Below are 22756 nucleotides of genomic sequence, written 5' to 3' on the forward strand. Positions count from 1 at the left end.
GGCCTTTAACAAACTGCTCGATCAGTTCTTGGGGGATCGAGGGTAACTCCCTCGCTGCTGCATTGGCGGGCTTCTTTTTAGTCGGCATACATGCACCTCTAGCTACATGTTATGCCCGAACACAAAATTTCTGACAGTCTCAGAATGATGTATTTCTTACGCCTTAACCGACCTTATTCGGTTCGAACAAATTGCCCGCCTTGCGCCACATGCCCGTGCGATTTGACGTTTTTTGCTCCGACACGACAGCGCCAATATGGCTGGTCGGTTGCAGGAGTTGTTCCGCTCCCGGCAAGAACGTCCACGAAACCAGAGGCCTTGTCGATCACCTGATAGCCGACAGTCGCCATCCCAATGCACGCCGCAAGCCCGCCAACACCACCTATTACGCCACGGCGCTCGACGTCATACACCGTAGCACCGGCAATCATCGCCACGCCCAAGAGGCGACCGGCGACTACAACCGGAGACAAATCGCGGCTATTGCTGTTACCGAAATAGGCCATGCGATAAAAGAAATAACCGGCCCACAACTCCCCCGACTTCAACTTGTCGTGCATGGACCAGGCCCGCGAGTCGTGTATCTGGTCATCGAACAACGCCCACCAGCCGAGCCATGTCGGGGTCTGCGCTGGGCGTGACTTGAGCGTCACGGAACAGTTGCTTACTGCGCAGATCGCCTGTCGTCTTGAGGGCGGCGTGGTCCCTGGATTCATCATCTTCGTTAAGCAGATAAATCGCGTCGCGTAACACCACATCCGTCACTGTGCCTTGCCAGCGGGACTGCTCGCGCTTCTGGCCGGTGTAGTCGAACTTGAATTCCTTGACGGCCTGACTGAGCTGGGTCTGATCGATTTGTGGTTCATAGATGCGCGGGCCTGAATGGCGGTCATCACGCCCCCTCTCCACGGCATTGACCAACCTACGAAGCAGCGCTGGTGCACTGAGCGGCTCAGAAACCGGATGAGTGTGAGCCGTATAGTTATTAGTGTGAGGCGCCAAAAGTCGGCGGAGCTTTGGTGCTTAAAATTACTAACACGAGCATTTTTTCTATTACTGGGATGAACAGCAAACACCCGAGCGAAGCCAGCTCAACAGCCTCCTCTCACAAATCGCAGACAATAAAAAACCCCGTAGACATTAATCTACGGGGTTTCTAAGAGTGGAGGCCGAGGTCGGAATCGAACCGGCGTAGGCGGATTTGCAATCCGCTGCATAACCATTTTGCTACTCGGCCTCAAACGATCAATGCCTGTGTCACCGGCACTCACCGCATACAAACTTGAGTGGGCTCTGTGAAGCGCGCCTCTACTCTAACGTACGTAACTCACTGAATACATTGAAGTTTTTAATGCCTCAATGCGTTCGATGGGCGCCATTATGTACTCATTTGCTTTTACCTGCAACCCCTTGATTTCAAAAATATTTCGCATTGGCATCAAGGGGTTGCGTGCCTGCCCTACTCCTTGATGCGTTGTTCCTGGTACTGCGGGTCGGCCTTGATCTGGGCTTCGGTGAACGGCAGTGGGCGCAACTTTTTCTCGGAGAACGCTTGCGTCTGGTCTTTGGCGTAATTTGACTCGGGATTGCTGGATTCGGAGAACGCCAGCACGCCTAAGGCCTGGGGCCCTTTGTCGTCGAAGGTGACGATTTGCAAATAGCTGGTGCCGCTTACGACTTCGCGTTTGCCGTCGGCGCGGGGCACGGTTTGCATGGCGTTGTAGATGCCCAGCTCTTGCGGGCCGCCGTGGATGGGGGTTTGGCCGTGGACTTGGATGTCCCCCCAACGGCTCGGGCCAAGTTTGCTGACTGCGCTGCTCGAAGCAAGCATGGCGTCGCGCAGGGCTTTGGCCACGGGCGCGCGTTCAATGGCCAGGCCGCTGGGGGTGGTCAGCGGGTGGGCCGGGTCGAAGGCGACGCGCCAGGCATCGGGAATGTGCTGCAGGTGTTCCACCAGGTTGATGAAGTGCACCAGGCCCAGGCCACTGTCGAGGTTGGCGCGCTGGTCCCAGGTTTTCAGGCTGGTGCACAGTGGCTGGAGCGCGGCAGCATCGTCGCCGAGGTATTTGGCGCAGAATTGCAGCAGGTCAGGCATGACTTGGCCCGCCAGGTACACCTCGTTGTCCATGACCATGTTTTGCAGGTCGCCAACGGTGACCGGCTGTTTCTCCAGGGATTGCAGGCGTTGCAGGGCGAACCGGGCACGGGGGCCGAGGCCGATGTTGTCCTGGCTGATCACCGGGGAGTAGCCGGTGAGCGGCGCCTTGGGGTTGGCCATCCAGGCGGAATCGTTGGAATGCTGCACGTAGTCGGTGCGTTGCAGTTGCGGCAGTTGGGCGGCCGGGAAGATTCCCGCTTGCGCGGCTTGAGGGTCGATGTCCCAGGCGCAGGCGCTGCGGCTGCCGTCGAGCATGATCATTTGCAGGCCGGCCCGCGGGTCACTGCATTGCACGAGCTTGGCGGCGCTGACGTTGGGCACCACGGATAGGTTCATGTACAGGCTCTGGCCCTGGTCATCGGCAGCCAGGGTATTGACCCACGGGATGCCTTGCAGGCTGTGCACTGAGGTTTGCAGTTCCTTGAGGCTGCCGGCGCGGTTCATGGCGTCCCACTGATGCAGCACGCGATCGTTGCCGAGGTTGGCGTCGCGCAGGCTGTAGGCGTAATGGGTGTCCCAGTCCAGTTTGCCGGGCCACTGCACCACCGGGCCGAACTGCGAACTGTAAACCGTGTGCACAACGTCCTTGAGGCTGCCATCGGCTTGTTTGGCCTGTACCGTCAACGTGGTTTTATCCAGGGGCAAGGACTTGCCGTCGAGCAGATAGCGGGTGGAATCCTTGGGGTCGAGTGTCAGGCGATACAGGGTGAAATGCTTGGAGGTGTCCACTGTGTGCGTCCACGCCACGTGCTGGTTGAAACCGATATTCACCACCGGCAAGCCTGGCAGCGCCGCGCCCATTACATCCAGCTGGCCGGGGATGGTCAGGTGCATCTGGTAAAAGCGCATGCCGCCCACCCATGGGAAATGCGGATTGGCCAGCAACATGCCGCGCCCATTGAAGGAGCGATCTCGGCCCACCGCGACGGCGTTGCTGCCCCGGTCAAGGCTGAAGCGCTGCTGATGGACAGCGGCCAGTTCGAATGCCTTGGCGCCTGGCTGCACGGCGGCCGTGGCCTGGGGAGGCGTCGCGCCAACCAACGCTTCGGCGAACTGCCCGACGCCACCTTCTACCAGCAGCCGGCGGGTCAATTTGATCAGGTCTTCTTTGACTAGCGGGCGCACCCACGCCGCCTGACACTGCGCCGGTGCGCCCTGCTCTTTCAGATAACGGTTGAAGCCTGCCACGTAGCCTTCGATACGCTGGCGGATTTGCGGGGTTTGCGCGTCCCAGAATGCCTCCACCGCGCTCGGTGTGTTCAGCCAGGTGAAGAACACATCGCTGGCGAGGTTGTTGCGCTCCTCCAGGGTTGCCTGCTCGGGGCCGAAGAATCTGGCACGCTGGCCATTCACCGTGACGATTTCATTGGCCAGCAGGCACAGGTTGTCGTGGGCATACGCATAGCCGATGCCAACACCCAGGCCGCGCTCATCGCCGGCGCGGATATGCGGCACGCCATAGGTGGTACGCCTAATCTCTGCCGACGCCTGCACCTGCGCTACCTGCTCGCGCGCCGACGCCGCCAGGCTCAACCCCAGCAACAGCCCTGCCACGCCTACCCTGGCCAACCCGTTGAAAATAATCACGCCGACTCCACAGTCAAATTGAACACCCTCGATAGGGGCAACTACCCCACCGTAAGGACGCAATCCACTGGAAATAATTTAGCCGCGCGACAGGTTCATCCCAGGCGGGCGCAGTGTGACAAACCCGATACCGACAAATTTTCTACATCCTGCGCTTCATGATTTTGCTCGTTCGTTCGTCTTATTGAATAAGAGCACCATCATTTTGCTGATCAGGCTCTGATAAGGAGTTTTTGCATGTACAACCCACAAGCGCCCACGGATGGACACTCATCAACCGCCGAGGCCAGTTTCGGCAATGGCCCGCAAGGGCTCGACAAAACGCCCGAACAGCAGGGCAACCAGCGGATTCGCCATTTGCTCAAGTGTTTCGGCCTGCGCACCAGCCTGATTCGGCTGAAGGTCATCGACGCCCTGCTCACCGCTGCCGGCAACCAACGCACCCTGGGCGTGCGCGGCGTACACAGCCATTTGCTGGAACTGGGCATCCCGTTATCGTTTCTCAGTGTGCGCGAGGTGCTCAAGCGCCTGTGCAGCGAGGGCGTGATTACCCTCAATGCCGACAAGAGCTACAGCCTCCACGAAGAGGCTGCCAAAGTGCTCGAAGGGCGTGTCTGAATCACGCAATCAGAAGTGAGGCTTGACCTTGCGGCGCATGATGCCGTTGATCACGACGACCACCACGGCAATCGCAATGGCCAGGTACTGGAAGGTTTTTTCGCTGATCACGCCGATGTTCTGCAGGTAAGACAGGCCGAACATCGAGGCCAGGACGGACAGGGCAATCAGAATCGAGTATTTCAAACGTTGCTTTTGGGTCATGACGAGTTCCCGAACCTTTAAGAATGTATCCACTGTGTATCGCCGCGCATGCCAAGTACCTACCCGAAAACGGGGATGGACCAGGGCCAGCAAGGTCTTATGTTACAGGCGATGAATAGCTTTGGCTCGTTCGGCGCCTGATTGATCTCGTTATGACTCTGGAGGATTTGAAATGCTGCGCCGATTCGCCCTGTTGATTCCTTTGCTGATCATGCTGAGCATGAGCGGTTGCTTCTTCTTCCCCCATGGTGGCGGCTGGCATGATCACCGCGATGAGGGTGGCCGAGGCTACGAGCGTCGTTGATGCTCCCCTCCCGGACACCCGTGGATACAGGATAAGCAGCACGCCTGTGCGGAACGCTCCGACGTTATAGACCCAAGTATATGAAGCCCAACAAGGAAGCATCACTCGTCGAATCATCATAGGGAAACCTGGGCCAACGTCACTTGGATCACTCAATTGATTTCAGCCCTCGCCAACCTTCGTATCCGCCGGGACGTTTCCTCCCTGGAAAACACCTTGCCCCCGCAGCCACGTCTTGCGCCACAACAGGCGTCGGCATCGACGCTTCCCACGGTGCAAGGGATTGCACCGGTCAGTGCGGTTCGCCCGGACCTGCTCAGCGGCCTGCAAATAACCGATCAGCGCCTGTTGCTCAATCAATACCAGGCGCTCAATCGGAATATTCAGGCGCTGCTGCTGCGCCAGCCAACGCTCGGCAGCGTCATCGAGCAACAACTCGCCCGCAGCTTCAGCGCCACCCCTGCCGTGGACGCCTCTTCACTGTACGTGCATCGCTATTACACCGATGAACAGGGGCAGCGCACGCTGGTCTCGACGCAAAGCATCACCGAAGCGCTATTCGACGCGCTACGCAAGCTCAACACCGCGGTTGAACCGCCGTCGCCGACACGCCCAGGTGTTACGGAAGTCGGCTTTTACACCACGGCCGAACCCAGCGAAAGTGATCAGCAGTTAAGCGCCGACAGCTCGCTGCTGACAATGGCCCAGGCCATCGAAAACGACCTGCCCGAGCGCTTTACACAGTTCTGGACGCAGCCGCGCCCGGGCGAGGTCAACCCCACGTCACACCAGGATCAGTTGCTGGGTATACATCGGGAGATGTTATCTACCCTGGCGGCCCTGAGGGTGGAGGACGGCACCCTGAGCCCTGCCGCCAGGACGCTGATCGATAAGGCCATCGAGTACCCCACCCTGGCGGCTCGAGAAAGCGCCATGCAGGATCGCGAGCGGCCGGGGGTTTACCCGCTGAAGCTCAACCTGCCGATGCCATCCGGAACGCTGCTGGCCGGCGCGTTCATGATTACCGGCAGCGACGGGTCATCCGCTGCACGCCCTTACGACAAACCGGAAACGGACAGGACCTTGCACCCCGCCGAACAATCCGGCCTGACGGTGCTGTACACCCCGCGCGAGGGTTATGAAACGTTCGACAGCCCGGCACAGGCATTTGAAAAGCTCGGCCAGCGCCTGCGCGTAGATCCGCAAGCAGCGGAGCAATTGAAACAGACACTGCCATTGCCGCTCCAGCACAGCCTCGGCAGTAACTGGAGCAACGACCTGAGCCAACACCTCGCGCCCGTCACCGCCGACGTCATCGCCAGCGGCGTGCCGCAACTGTTGCAGCTTCATCGATCCAGGCTGAGTAAACAGTTGCAGGCGCTGTATGAGCCCGAAAACACCGTGCAGCATGATGACCCCTGGCGAGCGCCGCAAGTCATGGCTGACCTGCAGCAAGCCGCTGACCTGAGCCTGCATTTCGACGGCACCAACGCGCTATGGGCGCGTACTCAATCGCTGCAGGACCGCTTAAGCAACGTGGACGGCCGCCAGGCACTCAATCAGCAATTGGAGGACCGCAAAAACTGGCAATACCTGGCACAGCAGCTGAACCAGGCCTACCACCGCCTGCCCGAGCAGGCCCCCGCGCGGGACGTAGCGGCCTCCCTGCAAAACACGCCGATGAACATAGCGTCGGGCTCGACCCAGTATCAGGCCTACATCCTGGAGCCCGACCTACCCGCCACAGTCGAAGCCTTCATCACCGAGAACGGCTTGGCACTGCCCAAGACCAGGCGCGAGCTGCTGTCTCTGGCAGAGACGGCAGCATTGAAGGCGCGTCAACATCCGTTCGGCAATTTTGGTGGTGGTTTGTCCTGGCCGATCCCGCTGGATATCAGTCAGCAACAGGCGCTGCGAACGGCTGCAAGCGCGCATGCCAACCTCGGCGCGCACTCATCGCAGGCAGGGCCGGAACGTGACGTACTGGGGTATTTGAACAGCGGCCTGTCGCTGTCCCATGAGGCGTTACAAGACCCGATCAAGGCGCTGGAAAGTCTCGTCAGCTCCCCTGAAGGCCAGGCGCTGGGCCTGGCCCTGCAAAGCAAACTGAACGGCATCCACACAGACTCCAGCGTCAATCACTACACCCTGGCCGCGCTGCAACTGACGCTGGACCCGGAATCCATTACCGCGCCTCACCGCAACCGGGTGGCCGGTTTCGATCTGGCCCGGGAAAGCCTGTGGGGCGAACCTGCCTCGACCGTCACCCAGGAGTTGCGGCAGCACTTGATTGACACGGGGCGGGCATCCCCCGCGCTGGCAAAGGCGGCAACCCACCTGTTATTGATGCGCACCGCCCCGCAATACCTGGTCAGGGATATGCCCGACAACGTGCGCCAGGGCACCCAAGCCTGGGCGAACCTTTGCCTCGCAGTGGCCGCCATTGAAGCAAAGGCTGCCGGTAGCGCGGCCAACATGACGTTCGCCGAGGTGATGGTCAAAGCCGCCGCATTACCCCCCGCGCCCGCGGCGGCACAGACAGCGGCGCTGGTGGACTGGGGCGTCAGCAATAACATTCTTCAAGCAAAAGGCGATGAACTGTATAGCCAGGACGACCTCGATCGGGCGCGGGCGGCGTTCAGCAACCAGCAGGAAAAACTCAAGGAAGGCAGCGCCTTAATGGACACCGTCATGCCGGACCGCGCGACGATGGCGTTGGATCTGCTCATGGACGAGTTCGGAAAGGACGTGGACTTCGATGAGAAAATATTCACAAGGCTGTCCGACACCCTGCCGCCAAAACCCGGAAGACCCTACTCCATGCGCGAAATCGTGATGGAACAGGTCGTCATGGATCACCGCTGGTCCATCAAAATAGGCACACAGCCCGTTGACCTGGCGACCTTCGTCGCCTTCACCAAGCGCCCGCAATTCAATATTCAAACCGCTTTCGACGCAGCGTTTTCCGAGGCGGTCGCCAACTTTAAAAAGGTCAAATACCTTAGCGTCGTCAACGCCCTCAACAACCTGGCGCCCGAACACAAGAAGAATCTCAGCTTCGGAAAAATCAGCTATTACCTGGAGAAAAGCTACAAGAAAAATCCCGTGCCCTTCATGTCGCCGACACTTTTCCACACCAGCCCGAGGATACTGGTCAGCGCAGAAAACAACGGAAAGGTCTGCGACTATGCATTCGATACGAAAAAAGGCGTTATCGAACCCCTAGGCAGCCCGAAAATACCGCGTGTGCCGACGCCCGCGCCGGGCGAGATAATAAAATATGAAGAGTTTTTTCCTGACATCAAGCTAAAAAAGCTCGTTGAAGGCATGCAGACATTCGCCCACTTCCTAGGTGGCGGCCCAGTGCTGAATTGGTTTGACGCGAGCGACACCAAGCGCCACCCACTCGATGCCGAACAGCCCGGCACGGCAACCCAGCCCTACATGTTCACCCATCACCGAACCCACTACCTCGCCGAGTCAATCGTCAAGGCACTGGACCTGGACAACCCTGCCATCCGTAAAGCCGCTGCGGGCGCTACCTCCTCAGAGCGCGACAACGATCGGTTGGATACCCTGCGCGATTGGTTTCTCGATCTGATTCCTCTGCGTTCGGCCATTGTGAACTTCAACAAGGGCGACTACAGCGAGGCCGTCAACGACCTCGCCTTTGATGTCTTCGGCTTCGTCACCGCCGGGGCCGGGGCCGCCGCCAAAGCGGCAAACGTGCTGAAGACGTCGGCATCGGCCGCGAGCAAGGCCGTCAAGGTCACCAGAATCATGGTGCCGTCCCTGGCGAAAGAGCTCAACCCGTTCAATGGCGCGGACGGCATGATAATCGGCGCGGGAAAAGTCGCCTTCGAGGCCGCCGGCGCGGCGAAAAACGGGCTGCGAAGCCTCAAGGGAACGGTGGCGCTCGGCGAACTGAGCGCCGCCGGCAAGCGCTTCGAGGCAGCCGCGACGGGCAGGATAAACGTGGGTAAGCGTGCCTTGAACGGCAACGCGATAAAACACAACGACCAGTGGTACGCATTCGACGCCAACAGCCAGCGGCCCTATGGTCCGCCCTTGGTGGCGTTCAATCCGGCCCATACGCTCATGCCGCCGTCACCCGATATCAACGCCAAGGCGCGCCTCAACGCGCGCGCAGTGGACCGGGCGCATCCATACAAGAAGCCCTACCATGCAACACGCCAGGGGGATGGCCGCGCGGTACCCATCGTGCCCAAGACCGATCATCTGCCGCCGCCAGCCGAGGAGTATGTGGATTTCATCAAAGGTGCGCCCAGCGAAACCCATTTCACGCCAAGCCGCAGGCAAGCCACCCAGGGTCGCTTCGAACTGGAGATGAACAGAAGCCTGGCGGCGCCTGAACCACCGCGCCCCGCACTCCCCGAGATGGAACCCTTTGAACCGATCAGCCAGGTGATCGAAAAAGCCCTGGACAGCTCGAATATTGTCATCTTCGGCGAGAACCACCTCAGCCTGGCGTCATTTCGTACCCTGCAGGAAAACATCGCCGCGTTTAAGCGTAAAAACGTCAAGGTGATCGGGATAGAGGGCGTCATCTATGACAACAAAATGCAGCTCAAGGACGCTGGGATGGGCGCCACCGGCCCCAACCACCGGCCCGACGACCCTAATTTGAATTTGCAGACACTGATCGCCACCTTCAAGGCCAACGGCATTGAAGTGGTGCCCCTCGATCACGTCTACCTGACCCGCCACCGTCATGAGCGCGTTGCCTATACCAGCCAGAGCCCCGCTGCTCGAAACCTGCAGCGGCTCAAGGAGATGAACTACTACGCCGCCCGTGAGCTGCAGCGCCACGCACATAAGGGCAAGGTCATTGCCTTGGTCGGCCGCCAGCACATCAACACCACCCAGGGCGTACGCGGTCTGGCCGAAGCGACCGGCGGCGTTGGCATTGGTATCTATGAGAGGGCCGGCATCAAGGTGGGCTACGGCACCCAATCCACAGACCTGCGACCGGGCCCGAAGGGTGAGCTGAAAACCCACGAGGACATCACGGGGGACCTGCAAATCTTCACGGGCGAGTGACCCAGGCAAACCGTCGCGCCGCTGCCTGCGCACAACCGAGGCAGCGGCTCGAGCCCTCAGTCAGCGTGCACCCAGCGTTGATGCAGCCAGCGCGCCAATGCATCCAGCGCGAACCCCAGCAGCCCGATCAGCACCACCATCGCCATCAGTTCCGAATACGCCAGCCGATCACGGGTATCGAGGATGTAATACCCCAACCCCGCACTCACCCCAAGCATTTCGCACGGCACCAGCACGATCCACAAAATGCCGATGGCCAGGCGCACCCCCGTCAACACGTGCCCCACCACGCCTGGAATGATCACCCGACGCAACGTTTCCCAGCGCGTGGCGCTCAAGCTCTTGCTCAATTGCAGCCAACGCGGGTCGAGCTGACGCACGCCCGCCGCCGTGTTGAGCATGATCGGCCACACCGCGGCGAACGCCAGCAGGAAATAGATCGGCTGGTCCCCTACCCCCATCAGCATTACGACGATAGGCATCCAGGACAATGGCGAGATCATGCGCAAAAACTGAAAGGCCGGCGTGGTGGTCGCCTCCAGGTTGCGTGAACTGCCCACCAGCAGGCCCAACGGCACGCCCACCAGCAAGGCCAGGAACAGCCCGACGAAGATACGCTTGAGGCTCACCGCGATGTGCACATACAACTCACCGCGCCCGAGCAACTCCCACAGGCTGGCAAAGGTTGCCGCCAGGGAAAAGCGCGCTGACAGGCCGTCCGCCTCGCCAAACAGTTTTACCCCCAGCCACCAGAGCATCAACAACCCTGCCAGGCCGACCAACCCGAGCAACCAGCCCGGCCACGCGACGGTTTTACCGCTGTTCAAACGCCAATCTCCTCATGCCGCGCATAACCGTCGGGCAGGCCAAAGGTCTGCATGCCGCCGACGGCCTCAATGGCGTTGCGCACGAAGCGGTCGTCCACCAGGTCTTTGGCCACGAAAGCCGGGTCGAGGTCGGCGAGGAAACGCTTGTCGCCTTCGATCAAGGTGTCTTTGAGGCGGCGTACCAGTTCTTCGGTGTAGCTGGGGAACGGGTAAGGTTGGAAGTCGATGCGGTGCTCGTCCCAATGGGCGTGCCGGATCGCGCCATCGGCCAGGTACGCGGCGCGATCGGCGGCGGCAGGCGCGAGCACTTTGCTCAACACCGGTTCGGCATGCGGCGTGTAGCGGTTCGGGCCGTCCTTGGACAGCAGCTTCACCGCCTCTTCGCGGTGGTCGCGGGTCCACACCTGGGCTTTGACGATGGCGTTCACCACTTTCTGCGACCACTCCGGACGCTGGGTCAGGTCATGCTCGTGCATGAACACCACACAGCACGCATGATTGCGCCATACATCGCCGGTAAAGCGCTGCACGCGGCCAACCTTGAGGTTCTCCGCCAGGGCATTGAACGGCTCGGCGACGATATAACCGTCGATGCGCTTGCTGGCCAAAGCCGGCGGCATGTCCGAAGGCGACAGCACGATCAGGTTGACTTCGTTGGCGGCAATCGCGCCACTCGACGCACGCGCCACCGGCGTCAGCCCGTTATCGCGGAACAGCTGCTGCACCACCACGTTATGAATCGAATACCAGAAAGGAATCGCCACCGTCTTGCCGCCCAACTGCTTCACGTCGGTGATGCCCGGCGCCACGGTCAGGCCCGAACCGCCCACGTGGTTCCATGCCACCACTTTGGCGGGCACCTTACTGGCGTAGCGCGCCCACACGGTCATCGGCGACAGCAGGTGAATCACGTTGACCTGGCCCGAGATAAACGCTTCGATCACCTGAGCCCAACTGCGCAGCAACACCGGGCGTTCGGCCTTGATGCCCTCGGCTTCGAACAGCCCATTGTTGTGGGCGACCAACAGTGGCGTGGCATCGGTGATGGGCAGGTAGCCGATGCGTACCGGCGCGTCGGGCTCACTGGCGGCCCGCGCCTGCAGGCTGCTCAGCAGCGGCAAGGCGCCGGCGGCGCTGAGCACCGCCGAGAGTTTGAGAAAGTCACGGCGCGAGTGGGTGAGGTCATCCAGACACATGGCTAGGCTCCAGCGTTTCAAGGGGGTTGGGTTGACGGCGGCTCGCCTGCCGCAAGGTTTTAAGAATGTCGATGCGCAGCGCGCCGATGGCTTCGACCTGTTCCTCACGCGGTTGCGGCAAGTCGATTCGCCACTCACCCAAGGTGCGCGCGGGGCGATTGCCCAGCAGCAGGATGCGGTCAGACAACAGCAACGCCTCATCGATATCGTGGGTGATCAACACCGCCGCCGAGCCCTGTTCGCGATTGACCTTGAGCAACAGGTGCTGCATGTCCGCGCGGGTCACTTCATCCAGCGCGCCGAAGGGCTCGTCCAGCAGCAACACCTGTGGCTGGCGTGCCAGGCAGCGCGCCAATGCGGTGCGCTGGGCCATGCCGCCGGACAACTGCGCGGGGAATTGATGGCGGGCGTGTTCCAGGCCGACCGCGGCAATCGCATGGTCGACACGCTGGCGGCGCGCTTCGCTGCCAAGGTGCGGTTGCCGGGCGAAATCCAGGCCGAAGGCGACGTTCTTTTCAAGGTTCAGCCAGGGCAGCAGGCTTGGGTCCTGAAACGCCACCGCCACCCGTGGATGCGGGCCGTTCAAAGGCTCGTCCAGCACGCATACGCTGCCGCCCTGGGGCGCCTGCAAACCGGCCAGCACGCGTAACAGACTCGACTTGCCCACGCCGCTGGGGCCGAGGATCGACACCACTTCGCCGGGCTGCAACTGCAAGTCGAAACCTTCCAACACCGGGCCACTGGCATACCCCAGGCAAACACCCTGGGCCGTCAATACCGTCGGCTTCATAGGTTGGCCTGGCGTTGCAGCTCGGTCCGCAGTTGCACCAGGCTGGGCGTGACGATCGGCACAAACGCCGATTCGCGCCAACGCCTGGCAAAGCCGCTGCCGTGGGCGGTGAGGTAGGCCTTGCCACCGCTGGCCTGCAACTCCAGTTGCACAGCGCTGGCGGCGGTTTCCGCCAGGGCAATGCGCAGCTTGAACAACGGCACCGGTTCGGCGGCGAAACGCCCGGCCAGCAGGCCGCTCTTGAGTTCATTGACCAGGTGATCGAGGGTCACGCGCAGCGCTTCGAGTTCGTCACGCAACACGGTGCGCGATGCACCCAAGTGATGGGCCACCTCCGCCAGGGAGCGCCGCGCCAGCCCAATCGACATGCCGCATTGCAAGCCCAGGAACGCCGGGCGCACGGCGGGCAGAAACCGGCGCGCATCCTCGTGCAATAACCAGTCGCGGCTCAGTTCCACGCCTTCCAGGCCGAGGGCGGCGGTATTGCTTGACTGCAACCCGAGCAGTTCCAGGTCGCGGGAGCGCTGCAAGCCGGCCACTGAGTCCGGGATCGCCAGCACAAACGGCGCGCCGCCACCGGCATGCTCGATGGCCGCAGCGGCGACGAAGCCACTCTTGCGCAGGTTGGTCACCCAATGCAGGCGACCGTTGAGGGTCCAGCCGTGGTCGGTGGGTTCGGCGCTGATCTGCAGCGTCTCGATGCCGGACAAAAATTTCATCGCATTCGACAGCCCTGTGGCACCGGCCAGCTTGCCGCTGATCAAGTCCGGCAGCAGTTGCTCGCGCAGCCGTTCGTTAGGGCTTTGCAGCAGGTATTCGATAAAGGAGCGCTGGCCCCAGCAGACGAACGCCGCCGCCAGGGAATGGCTGGCAATATTGGCGATGGCCTCCACCGCACCGGCCACGTCGCCGCCCAGGCCGCCAAGGGCTTTGGGCACGCCGACGCTCAACACATTGGCTTCTGCCAGGCGCGGCAGTACTTCCTGAGGATCGCAACTGCCCACGTCCAGGGCCTGCGCTTGAACATCGAGCCAACGGCTCAAGATTGGGTCAAGCATGTCTGTTTCTCCTTGTTCCTACAGAGGACCCGCGCCGATTCAACTGGCCGGTTTTTCCCAACGATATGGCGCCAGCTCGGGGTTCAACGGTGTACGCGCGAACACGTTGGCGAAGTTGCACAGCGTCGCCAGGCTGACCCCCAGAATAACTTCCAGGGCATGCCCATCGGTATAGCCGGCGGCGCGGAACGCGTCATAGCCTGCATCGCTGACATCGCCACGGGTGGCGATCACTTCACGGGTGAACGCGGCGAGTGTCTCATAGCGAGCGTCGGGCAGTTCACCGCGTTGGCGCAGCGCCTCAATGACCTCTTCAGGCAACTTGGCTTTGTTGCGCGCCACGGCGGTGTGCCCGGCAACGCAAAAATCGCAGCCGTGGCTGGTGGCCGCGATCAGTTGCACCACTTCACGATCCGCCAGGCTCAATGCTGACTTGGCATTCAGCGCAGAGACAGTGATGTAGGTTTCCAACGCTGCCGGAGCATTGGCCAATACGGCGAGCAGATTGGGGATGAACCCCGAGCCTTTCAGCGCGTTTTCCAGAAAGGGCTTGGCCGCTTCCGGCGCGGTTTCAGGGGTAAGCAACGGTACACGGGACATGGAGTGGTCTCCTCATGGGTGAATCGCTCCAGTCTGTTGGTTATAAAAAAAGCCCTCAATAGGCTAAAGTAGCGATTACTTGCTCTAGAGTCTTTTCATTAGATGAATTCGTCCAGCGCACTTGTCGATTGGTTATTAGACAGCCTCGAACTCAACACCAGCCTGTTTCATGTCGGCCGGTATTGCGGCAACTGGCACGCAAACACCCATGGCCTGGCCCGCGCGAGTTTTCATCTGATTGTGCAAGGCCAATGCTGGCTGCATATCGACGGCCACCCGGCTGAATACCTGAACAATGGCGACGCCGTATTCTTGCTGCGCGACGTGGAGTATCGGCTCTCTGGCGCAGACACCGCAGAAGGCGCACGGGAATGCCCGCGCCGCCCGATGCTGCCCCTGGACAGCAACGCTGAGGACGGAGTGGGCCTGGTCTGCGGCTTCTTTCATTTCCAATCCGGGCTGTCGGCGATGATTGTCGACAGCCTGCCCGCCTGGATCATCCTGCGCGCCGGCGACCCGTCGTTGACCGCCGCGCGCAATCTGTTCGAACTGATCCTGCAGGAGTGCGAACGCCTGCCGGCGCCCTCCTCGGCCTTGCTCGAACGTCTCTGCCATCTGCTGTTTCTGTATGTGCTGCGTCAACAAGTGCTCGATAACACCCAATTGGGCGGCCTGGCGGCACTCGGTCGGCAACCGGCATTTTCCCGTTTGTTGGAGCAATTGATTGCATGCCCGGCGGATAGCTGGACGCTGGAGAGCATGGCCGCCTGCACCGGGCTGTCACGCTCGGCGTTTTTCAAACGTTTCAATGAACTGTGCGGACAGTCACCGGGCCAGGTGCTGTTGATGATGCGCATGCGCCACGCCTGCCAGTTGTTCAAGGCGGACCACACCGTGGCGGACGTATCGCTGGCGGTGGGCTATCAATCGGTGGCGGCGTTTACTCGGGCCTTTCATAAAGTCACCGGGCAACAACCGGGGGCCTACCGCCGCGCGCAAAGCTAGCGGCGCAAACCATTGCCCGGCTGCGCGCACAGCGCCACCAGCCAATCGACAAACACCCGTACCCGCTGGGACAGCTGACGATGCGGCGGGTACAGCGCGGTCAGCGCCATATTCGGTACGGCCAACTGCGGCAGCACTTCCACCAGCGTGCCCTCGGCCAGTTGCTTCATGGCGTGATAATGCGGCGCCTGGATCAGCCCATAGCCGGCTTCACAAGCCGCGAAGTACCCATCGGAACTGTTCACCGCGACCACTTTCGCCAAGTTGACCGTGCGCAGCTCGGCACCGAGCTGGAATTCCAGGCCAAAGCGCTTGCCGCTGGCGCTGGAGACGTACTCGACCATCTGGTGCCGCGCCAAGTCGTCCAGGCTGGCGGGCACGCCCATGCGCTGCAGATAAGCGGGGCTGGCCAGGGTCAACTGGTCCATCATCGCCAGCGGTCGCGCCACCAGGGATTCGTCCAGCGCCAGGCCACCGCGCAGCACGCAATCGACCCCTTCGCGAATCAAATCCACCGGGCGATCGTTGAGCCCGATATCCAGCTCGATCTGCGGATAGAGCGCGGTGAACGTCGGCAGCGCCGGAATCACGATCAACCGGCCGATGCCCGACGGCATATCAATGCTCAATGTGCCTCGCGGGTTTTGTCGGCGGGAGGAAAACACCGCCTCGGTTTCCTCCAGGTCCGTCAGCAACTGCACGCAACGCTGGTAATAGGCCGCGCCGTCCAGGGTCGGGCTGACCTGGCGGGTGGTGCGTTGCAGCAGCTGTACGCCAAGGTGCGCCTCCAGTTGCTTGATCAGGATAGTCACTGAGGCGCGGGGCAGTTGCAGGCTGTCCGCCGCCTTGGCGAAACCGCCCAACTCCACGATCCGGGTGAATACGCGCATGGCGTTGAGACGGTCCACGGTAACCTCTGGGTATTGTTTAGATTTTGCGAATAGTGATAGTGCTTTTAGCCGGTTTATCAAGGTTTTGTCGAGCGCGACAATGGCGCCCTCATCACAGGAGCTGAACCATGCACACTCGTCAACTCGGTAAGAACGGCCCTTACGTGTCCGCCATCGGCCTCGGCTGCATGGGCATGAGCGATTTCTACGCCCCAGGCACCGACACCTCGCAGGCCCTCGCCACTTTGCACCGCGCCCTGGAACTGGGCGTCAACTTTCTCGACACCGCCGACATGTACGGCCCCCACACCAATGAACAACTGATCGGCAAGGCCATCGCCGGCAAGCGCGACCAGGTGTTCCTGGCGAGCAAGTTCGGCATCCTGCGCGACCCGGCAAACCCGGCGCTGCGCGGCGTGAATGGGCGCCCCGAATACGTTCGCGCCTCCATCGACGGCACCCTGCAACGCCTGGGTATTGAAACCCTGGACCTGTATTACCTGCACCGCATCGACCCCGAGGTCGCCATCGAAGAAACCGTCGGCGCCATGGCCGAGCTGGTGCAACAGGGCAAGGTGCGTTACCTGGGCCTGAGCGAAGCGTCCGCCGCTACGTTGGAGCGGGCGCATAAGGTCCACCCCATCAGCGCCCTGCAAAGTGAATATTCGTTGTGGAGCCGCGATCAGGAAGACAACGGCTGCCTCGCCGCCTGCCGACGCCTGGGCATCGCATTCGTGCCTTACAGCCCGCTGGGCCGGGGCTTTCTGACCGGCGCATTGAAGAGCCCGGAAGATTTCGGCGCCGATGACTACCGCCGTTTCAACCCGCGTTTCCAGGGCGGGAATTTTGCGAAAAACCTGCAACTGGTCGAACAGGTGCAAGCGCTGGCGGCGGATAAAGGCGTAACGGCCGGCCAACTCGCGCTGGCGTGGGTATTGGCGCAGGGCGATTACATCGTGCCGATCCCAGGCACCAAGCAGCGCAAATACCTGGAAGAGAATGTGGCAGCCGTGTCGATCAGCCTGACGCCGGCCGAACTGGCGCTGCTGGCAGCGATCTTCCCGACGCACGCCGCAGCCGGCATGCGCTATCCCGACGACGTCATGGCCATGCTGGAGATCTGAGCAGGCGGCGCCGTCCGACGGCGCCGGCACTTTCGCACGCACGTACCTAAAGCTCCCCACGTCCAGGCCGATAGCCCGACGAAGCTCTAACAAAGCCGCGTCGACAATAATGCTTCGTAAGGACGACCCCATGCCCCCACTGCGCTCCATCCAAGCCCGCTATACCCTGTTTCTGGTGCTATTCGTCCTGGTGTTATTGGTGTTGACCGTCGTGGGCATCGGCCAGCTGGTCGCGCCCAAGCTGCAATACACCGAAGAACAGGTGGTACTCAATCGCATCGGCGAGGTGGCCGAACAGATTCAAGGCGAACTGAACAAGGTTCAAGCCCAGCAACGCACCATCACCCAAACGATCCCGTTGCTCGACAGCGACGCCATCGACAAGGTCCTGCCCGGCCTGGTGGATCAGTACGGCGAGCTGAAAGTGTTCGGTGGCGGTATCTGGCCGCTGCCCAGTCAGCGCACGCCTGGGCGTAACAAACACAGCACGTTCTGGCACCGTGATGCCTCGGGCAAGCTGGCGGTCAATACCTTCTGGAACAGTGACGCCGCGCCCAACTATTACGACCAGAGCTGGTACAAGGGCGGCCTCGCCTCACCCCGTGGCCAATGCGCCTGGGCCGCCGCCTACAAAGACGACGCCAGCCAGGAACCGCGCACCAACTGCGCCATGGCGATCCAGCGTGACGGCGCCGCCTATGGCGTGGCGACCATCGACGTGACCCTGGGCTTCTTCAATGACCTGGTGGCCAGCAAGGAAAAAGACATCGGCGGGCAAATGCTGATCGTCGAAGGCGACGGCAAGATCATCAGCAACAGCTCGCGCATCAGCGGCCCGGTGGTGTTGAAGAACATCAGCGAACTGACCGGTACCTCGGCCTTCGCCGCGCAGGTTAGCAAAGCCCTCGCCCATCGCGACCAGGCCCTGCAACGCAGTGAGTTCGACAACCAAGGCGTGGACAGCACCTTCTACCTGCGCCCGATCGAGGGCACACCGTGGTTCCTGGCGACCGCCCTGCCCACCTCGCTGATCACCGCCCAGCGCAATGACGTGCTCGGCAGCCTGGCACTGTTGCAAATCCCGATGGTGATCCTGCTGGTGCTGCTGGCGGCGTACGCCATTCGCCAACTGGTACAGCGCATGAGAGCGCTGAAAGGCAATATTGACGCGCTGTCCGCCGGCGACGCCGACCTCACGCGACGCATCACTATCCGCGCCGAAGACGAACTGGGCGCCATCGGCCACTCGGTGAACCGCTTTATCGTGTATCTGCAAAACATGATCGGCGAAGTGACCCAGGCCACCGGCGCCATGTCTTCGGGCCTTGCGCAACTGCAGCAAACCTCGGCGCACACCAACCAGATCCTGTCGCGCCACGCTTCGGAAACGGATCAGACGGTGACCGCAATCACCGAAATGAGCTCCACCGCCGACACCGTCGCGCAAAACGCCGCTGAAACGGCAGCGTTCACCCAGCGCGCCAGCGAACACGCCGACCGCTCCCGGGTGGTGGTGGGCGAAGCGTCCACCAGTGTCAGCGCCTTGATCGGCGAGGTGGCCAGCGCGACCCACACGGTTGAAAACATGCGCCAGGACGCGGCGCGTATCACCGAAACCCTCGGCGTGATCGGCGCCATCGCCGGCCAGACCAACCTGTTGGCGCTCAACGCCGCGATTGAAGCGGCGCGGGCCGGCGAACAGGGCCGAGGGTTTGCCGTGGTGGCCGATGAAGTACGCGCATTGGCCGCACGCACCCAGGCCAGCACCTCTCAGATCAACGAGATGCTGGCGCGCTTGACCACCGGCGTCAGCTCATCGGTAGCGGCCATGGAAAACACCCAGGCCAGTTGCCAGTCGGCGGCGGATGCCACGGCGCGGGTAAATACCGGGCTCGATGAGATGGCCGGTTCAGTCAGCCATATCAACAACCTCAGCACCCAGATCGCGACGGCCGCCGAGCAACAGAGCGCAGTGACCGAAGAGATCAACCGCAGCATGGTGCAGATCCGACAGATGGTTGAAGAATTGGTACAAAGCGGCCATGCCACCGAAACCAATACCCACAGCCTGCTGGAAGCCAATGGCCGGGTGATTGCCTTGATGGGGCGCTTTAAAGTGCGCTGATCCAGCCGCGAGACTCCCGTGCAAAGCGCGGGAGTCAACTACTCTGACAGCTCCTGATTTAAAACCCCGTCGCACATGAGGTGTGTCATGCACGTTATTGATCAACCGATCCGCGTGGAGCGAATCAGTCAGGAACGCTTCATCCAGGCCCCGATCGAGACCGTCTACAACTACGTGACCCAACCCGACCGCTGGCACGAATGGCACTCCACCTCCCTTGGCGTGGACACCGGCACCCGCGGTTCACTGCCGGTTGGTACGCGGTTTACTGAAATAATCGACCTGCTGGGCATACGCGTGCCCATGAGCTACCGCGTGCAAATAGCTCGCTGCCCCAGTGAATTCCGTACTGCGTTCACTTCGCTGGCTCTCGACGGCGCTACCCATTATTTCCTGCAAGCTCAGCAAGGCGGCACGTTATTCAAGCGCGTACTGACTTATGAGACCGAGTTGCAACTGGCGGCCCTTCATAAAAGCATGATCGAGCTGTCCGCCCTTGCGCTGGACCAGCTCAAGCAGCGGCTGGAAACCCCCAGCTTCGTATAATTTAGAAACACTACACCGGCGCCCCACTGCAAAAAGCAGGGAGAATGCGCGATTTATTGCCGCATTTTCAGTGAGACCCCCACGATGAAAAACCCACTGCGACTGGCCCTGCTCTGCGCCCTGTTCAGCACTACCCTGGCCCAGGCCGCCGTCCTGATTCCCATCGACGTGCACCGCGACGCCAATTGCGGTTGCTGCAAAAAGTGGATCAGTCACCTGGAGAGCAACGGCTTCAAGGTCAACGATCACGTTGAAGCCGACATGAGCGCAGTCAAACAGCGCCTGGGAGTAGCTCCGCGCCTTGGCTCGTGCCACACCGCGGTGATCGACGGCAAGTTCATCGAAGGCCATGTACCCGCCGAGCAGGTAGTGGCCTTGCGCAAGCGTGACGACCTGCTGGGCCTCGCGGCACCCGGTATGCCTTTGGGTTCGCCGGGCATGGAAGTAGAGGGGCGTAGCGAGGCCTATCAGGTTATCGGCCTGACCCGCGACGGCAAGGATGTGGTGGTGGCCGAGTATCCGGCTCACTGACCGGTGCTGACGGGTTACCTGGCACTGTTCTTCGCGGCATTCGGCGCCGCGACGTTATTGCCCCTGCAATCGGAAGCCGTGCTGGTCGGCCTGCTGCTCAACGGGCATTACAACCTGTGGCTGTTGCTGGCCGTTGCCACCCTGGGCAACGTACTGGGGTCGGTGGTCAATTGGCTGCTCGGCCGCTCGGTAGAACGCTTCAAGGCGCGGCGCTGGTTTCCGGTGAATGCCAGGCAACTGGACAAAGCCCGCAGGCGTTACGCGCGCTGGGGGCATTGGACGTTGTTGCTCAGTTGGCTGCCGATCATCGGTGATCCGCTGACCCTGGTGGCCGGGGTGATGCGTGAGCCTTTGTGGCGGTTTTTGCTATTGGTTGGTCTGGCCAAGAGCGTGCGCTATATGGCACTGGCTGCAGTAGTCCTGATGTAGTCAGGCGACCACTTGTCGTCACTGTCAATTCTGACAGCTAGACACCTTTTCTTGCTTGGCGCTTTATTACTCTGGCCTATACGCCATGCTTCGCACGCATACGCCTCATAGAAAGGAGTGCTGTTCATGCCCACTTATCCAGCTAATCGTTCTGAAAAAAAAACACCGTTGCCTTTGGATGAGCAAAAGATCGACGATATTCTCGACGAACCGTTCTCAAAGTTTTCCCACGTAGACATGGGCAAGTTTACCGATGAGCCCTACGCCTACGGGCTAGGCATTCGACAAGTGGTACCTAATCTTACAATGGTGTTCGATCGCTGGACCACCTTGAAGCTCTTCGACGACTACTACGTGTACACCAACAGGGATCATCTTCCGTTGGCGCATGATGCGGTTTCGTCGACCGAACTGGATCAGTATCCCCTGCATATACCGGCACACGAGGTCCCTGAAGGCGAAGTCTTTTTGTATGGGCGTGTTGAGCGCACAGGCGCTGGCACCACGAGTGAATCACCAGGGCAATTAATCTACATTAAGATCACCCGTCCAGGCGGTGTCAGTAAAGACCCTGAACCCGGACTGCCCGGATGGCATGATGGACTGACCATGCACATTGAAGGCTTTCCGGAAGACAGTGTTATCAAACCGGGAAACATATCGGGTGGTCTGTGGTGCGTCATCCATACTTACCTGCACATGCGCAGGAATGACCTGATTGAACTGCAATGGGACGGCATTGAAATAACACCACAGCGGGTGACCCAGGCAGACGTTGATGCCGGTGAAGTCAAAGTGCATATTCCTAAGGCGAAGATCGAGCAAGGCAGCCTCAAAGGTCAGGTCACTATCCGCTATCGAGTAATCGATTTTGTAGAAAATATCTCGGGTGGACAAAAGTACCAGTTTTCCAAACCGTATCACCTGCGCAGTGAACTGGACCCGGGCCTACGCGATGCACCCGAGTTCCTGGTGAACGGCATTGTGACCCCGCAGGTAGATTTTGATAAAGAACACGGATCGTTTTTCAGTGTGAAAGCACGTCCGGATGTTGTACTGCCTCCAAACCCTGACCCTCCCCACCGTGTCAGGGTGACCCTGATGGCCACCCTGGAGGATGGTTCAAGAAAAACCTTCGTCCTGGATGATGTAGACGACCCAAATAGCGGCGAGACAATCACACCGGTTCCCGCTGGAATCATCTTTGAGATCGTAGGCGGGTCGTTCAATGCTTCCTATACGTGGCTCACCAGTACGGGTCAGACTCTTGGGGAATCAGCCAGCATCATGATTGAGGTGGTGGGTAACCCGGTCAGAATGCCGGCGCTCACCATCGAACCGATGGAGCTGGGGTGGGATGAGCGTGTCCAGGTGGGTGGATCCGAACCGAAACTGGGCACAGGTAACCCATGTGTTCACTACACCCGCCGCACCCCCCCTGCAAAATCTCAGTGCACGTCTTTCACTCTCGGTCGGGACCGCTGCCACGTTTATGGTAGATCAAATCGTGGTTCAGGAAACTTCATCGGTGACGTAAGCAAACAGCGGATGCATTGGGAGGCAGTCTGAACTGGCCTAATGATTTTGGACACTTCATTCGGGCGCTATGATAGCGCCCAAATTTGAGGTGTTTGGATATGCGTAAATCTTATTCGAGTGAGTTCAAGCTTAAGGCCGCCAGCATGGTGTTGGATGAAGGTCAG

General features: G+C 60.6%; 18 protein-coding genes, 1 tRNA gene and 1 pseudogene. 10 read left to right on the top strand and 10 right to left on the bottom strand.

Going from position 1 to position 22756, the window contains the following annotated elements; genetic code table 11:
- Window positions 1–163: 163 nt before the first annotated feature.
- The 3 genes and pseudogenes from Q1V60_RS24970 to Q1V60_RS20530 all read right to left on the bottom strand — a co-directional run.
- Window positions 164–879: pseudogene (locus Q1V60_RS24970) on the bottom strand (DUF2235 domain-containing protein); the annotation flags it as partial.
- Window positions 880–1163: 284 nt separating this feature from the next.
- Window positions 1164–1237: transfer RNA gene (locus tag Q1V60_RS20525), tRNA-Cys, on the bottom strand.
- Between the two features lie 222 nt (window positions 1238–1459).
- On the bottom strand, window positions 1460–3745 hold the full coding sequence (locus Q1V60_RS20530; RefSeq protein WP_300634013.1) for an acylase: 2286 nt from the start codon (window positions 3743–3745) through the stop codon (window positions 1460–1462).
- Window positions 3746–3982: 237 nt separating this feature from the next.
- Here Q1V60_RS20530 and Q1V60_RS20535 point away from each other — a divergent pair, with 237 nt between their 5' ends.
- Window positions 3983–4363, top strand: a complete 381-nt coding sequence (locus Q1V60_RS20535) for a fe2+ zn2+ uptake regulation protein (RefSeq protein ID WP_300634016.1) — start codon at window positions 3983–3985, stop codon at window positions 4361–4363.
- A gap of 9 nt (window positions 4364–4372) precedes the next feature.
- Here the strand turns inward: Q1V60_RS20535 and Q1V60_RS20540 are convergent, their stop codons facing one another.
- Window positions 4373–4567: a hypothetical protein gene (locus tag Q1V60_RS20540; protein WP_300634018.1), complete on the bottom strand. Its 195-nt coding sequence runs from the start codon at window positions 4565–4567 to the stop codon at window positions 4373–4375.
- Between the two features lie 172 nt (window positions 4568–4739).
- Between Q1V60_RS20540 and Q1V60_RS20545 the strand changes: the two genes are divergently transcribed.
- Both Q1V60_RS20545 and Q1V60_RS20550 read left to right on the top strand, forming a co-directional pair.
- Window positions 4740–4871, top strand: a complete 132-nt coding sequence (locus tag Q1V60_RS20545; protein WP_300634020.1) for a hypothetical protein — start codon at window positions 4740–4742, stop codon at window positions 4869–4871.
- Window positions 4872–5027: 156 nt separating this feature from the next.
- The gene (locus tag Q1V60_RS20550) at window positions 5028–9932 is read left to right on the top strand and encodes a membrane-targeted effector domain-containing toxin (RefSeq protein WP_300634023.1); all 4905 of its coding nucleotides are present in this window, start codon (window positions 5028–5030) and stop codon (window positions 9930–9932) included.
- Between the two features lie 56 nt (window positions 9933–9988).
- On the opposite strand, the gene Q1V60_RS20555 is transcribed toward Q1V60_RS20550, so the two are convergent.
- The 5 genes from Q1V60_RS20555 to Q1V60_RS20575 form a co-directional block, all read right to left on the bottom strand.
- Window positions 9989–10690, bottom strand: a complete 702-nt coding sequence (locus Q1V60_RS20555; RefSeq protein ID WP_300634051.1) for an ABC transporter permease — start codon at window positions 10688–10690, stop codon at window positions 9989–9991.
- 65 nt (window positions 10691–10755) lie between these two features.
- A complete protein-coding gene (locus Q1V60_RS20560; RefSeq protein WP_300634025.1) occupies window positions 10756–11955 on the bottom strand; it encodes an ABC transporter substrate-binding protein in 1200 nt (399 codons plus the stop codon).
- Window positions 11942–12745 carry an ABC transporter ATP-binding protein gene (locus Q1V60_RS20565; protein WP_300634028.1) on the bottom strand — a complete coding sequence of 268 codons (804 nt, stop codon included), beginning with the start codon at window positions 12743–12745 and terminating at the stop codon, window positions 11942–11944. The genes Q1V60_RS20560 and Q1V60_RS20565 overlap by 14 nt, the downstream gene beginning before the upstream one ends.
- On the bottom strand, window positions 12742–13803 hold the full coding sequence (locus tag Q1V60_RS20570) for an acyl-CoA dehydrogenase family protein (protein WP_300634030.1): 1062 nt from the start codon (window positions 13801–13803) through the stop codon (window positions 12742–12744). The genes Q1V60_RS20565 and Q1V60_RS20570 overlap by 4 nt, the downstream gene beginning before the upstream one ends.
- Window positions 13804–13842: 39 nt before the next feature.
- Entirely contained in the window at window positions 13843–14403 is a 561-nt protein-coding gene (locus tag Q1V60_RS20575) for a carboxymuconolactone decarboxylase family protein (protein ID WP_300634031.1), read from the bottom strand.
- A gap of 102 nt (window positions 14404–14505) precedes the next feature.
- On the opposite strand from Q1V60_RS20575, the gene Q1V60_RS20580 reads away from it, so the two are divergent.
- Entirely contained in the window at window positions 14506–15408 is a 903-nt protein-coding gene (locus Q1V60_RS20580) for an AraC family transcriptional regulator (protein WP_300634032.1), read from the top strand.
- Here Q1V60_RS20580 and Q1V60_RS20585 read toward each other — a convergent pair.
- The gene (locus tag Q1V60_RS20585) at window positions 15405–16316 is read right to left on the bottom strand and encodes a LysR family transcriptional regulator (RefSeq protein WP_300634034.1); all 912 of its coding nucleotides are present in this window, start codon (window positions 16314–16316) and stop codon (window positions 15405–15407) included. The genes Q1V60_RS20580 and Q1V60_RS20585 overlap by 4 nt on opposite strands.
- Window positions 16317–16426: 110 nt before the next feature.
- Between Q1V60_RS20585 and Q1V60_RS20590 the strand changes: the two genes are divergently transcribed.
- The 6 genes from Q1V60_RS20590 (at window position 16427) to Q1V60_RS20615 (ending at window position 22622) form a co-directional block, all read left to right on the top strand.
- A complete protein-coding gene (locus Q1V60_RS20590; RefSeq protein ID WP_300634037.1) occupies window positions 16427–17422 on the top strand; it encodes an aldo/keto reductase in 996 nt (331 codons plus the stop codon).
- 130 nt (window positions 17423–17552) lie between these two features.
- The gene (locus tag Q1V60_RS20595) at window positions 17553–19547 is read left to right on the top strand and encodes a methyl-accepting chemotaxis protein (protein ID WP_300634039.1); all 1995 of its coding nucleotides are present in this window, start codon (window positions 17553–17555) and stop codon (window positions 19545–19547) included.
- Between the two features lie 87 nt (window positions 19548–19634).
- The gene (locus Q1V60_RS20600; RefSeq protein ID WP_300634041.1) at window positions 19635–20093 is read left to right on the top strand and encodes an SRPBCC family protein; all 459 of its coding nucleotides are present in this window, start codon (window positions 19635–19637) and stop codon (window positions 20091–20093) included.
- An 84-nt stretch (window positions 20094–20177) separates the two neighbouring features.
- Window positions 20178–20624 carry a DUF411 domain-containing protein gene (locus Q1V60_RS20605; RefSeq protein ID WP_300634044.1) on the top strand — a complete coding sequence of 149 codons (447 nt, stop codon included), beginning with the start codon at window positions 20178–20180 and terminating at the stop codon, window positions 20622–20624.
- Window positions 20625–20627: 3 nt separating this feature from the next.
- A complete protein-coding gene (locus Q1V60_RS20610) occupies window positions 20628–21053 on the top strand; it encodes a YqaA family protein (RefSeq protein WP_300634046.1) in 426 nt (141 codons plus the stop codon).
- Window positions 21054–21179: 126 nt separating this feature from the next.
- Window positions 21180–22622 carry a hypothetical protein gene (locus tag Q1V60_RS20615; protein WP_300634048.1) on the top strand — a complete coding sequence of 481 codons (1443 nt, stop codon included), beginning with the start codon at window positions 21180–21182 and terminating at the stop codon, window positions 22620–22622.
- The last annotated feature ends 134 nt before the right edge of the window (window positions 22623–22756 follow it).

The organism is Pseudomonas sp. (genome assembly GCF_030147005.1).
Classification (GTDB): Bacteria; Pseudomonadota; Gammaproteobacteria; order Pseudomonadales; family Pseudomonadaceae; genus Aquipseudomonas.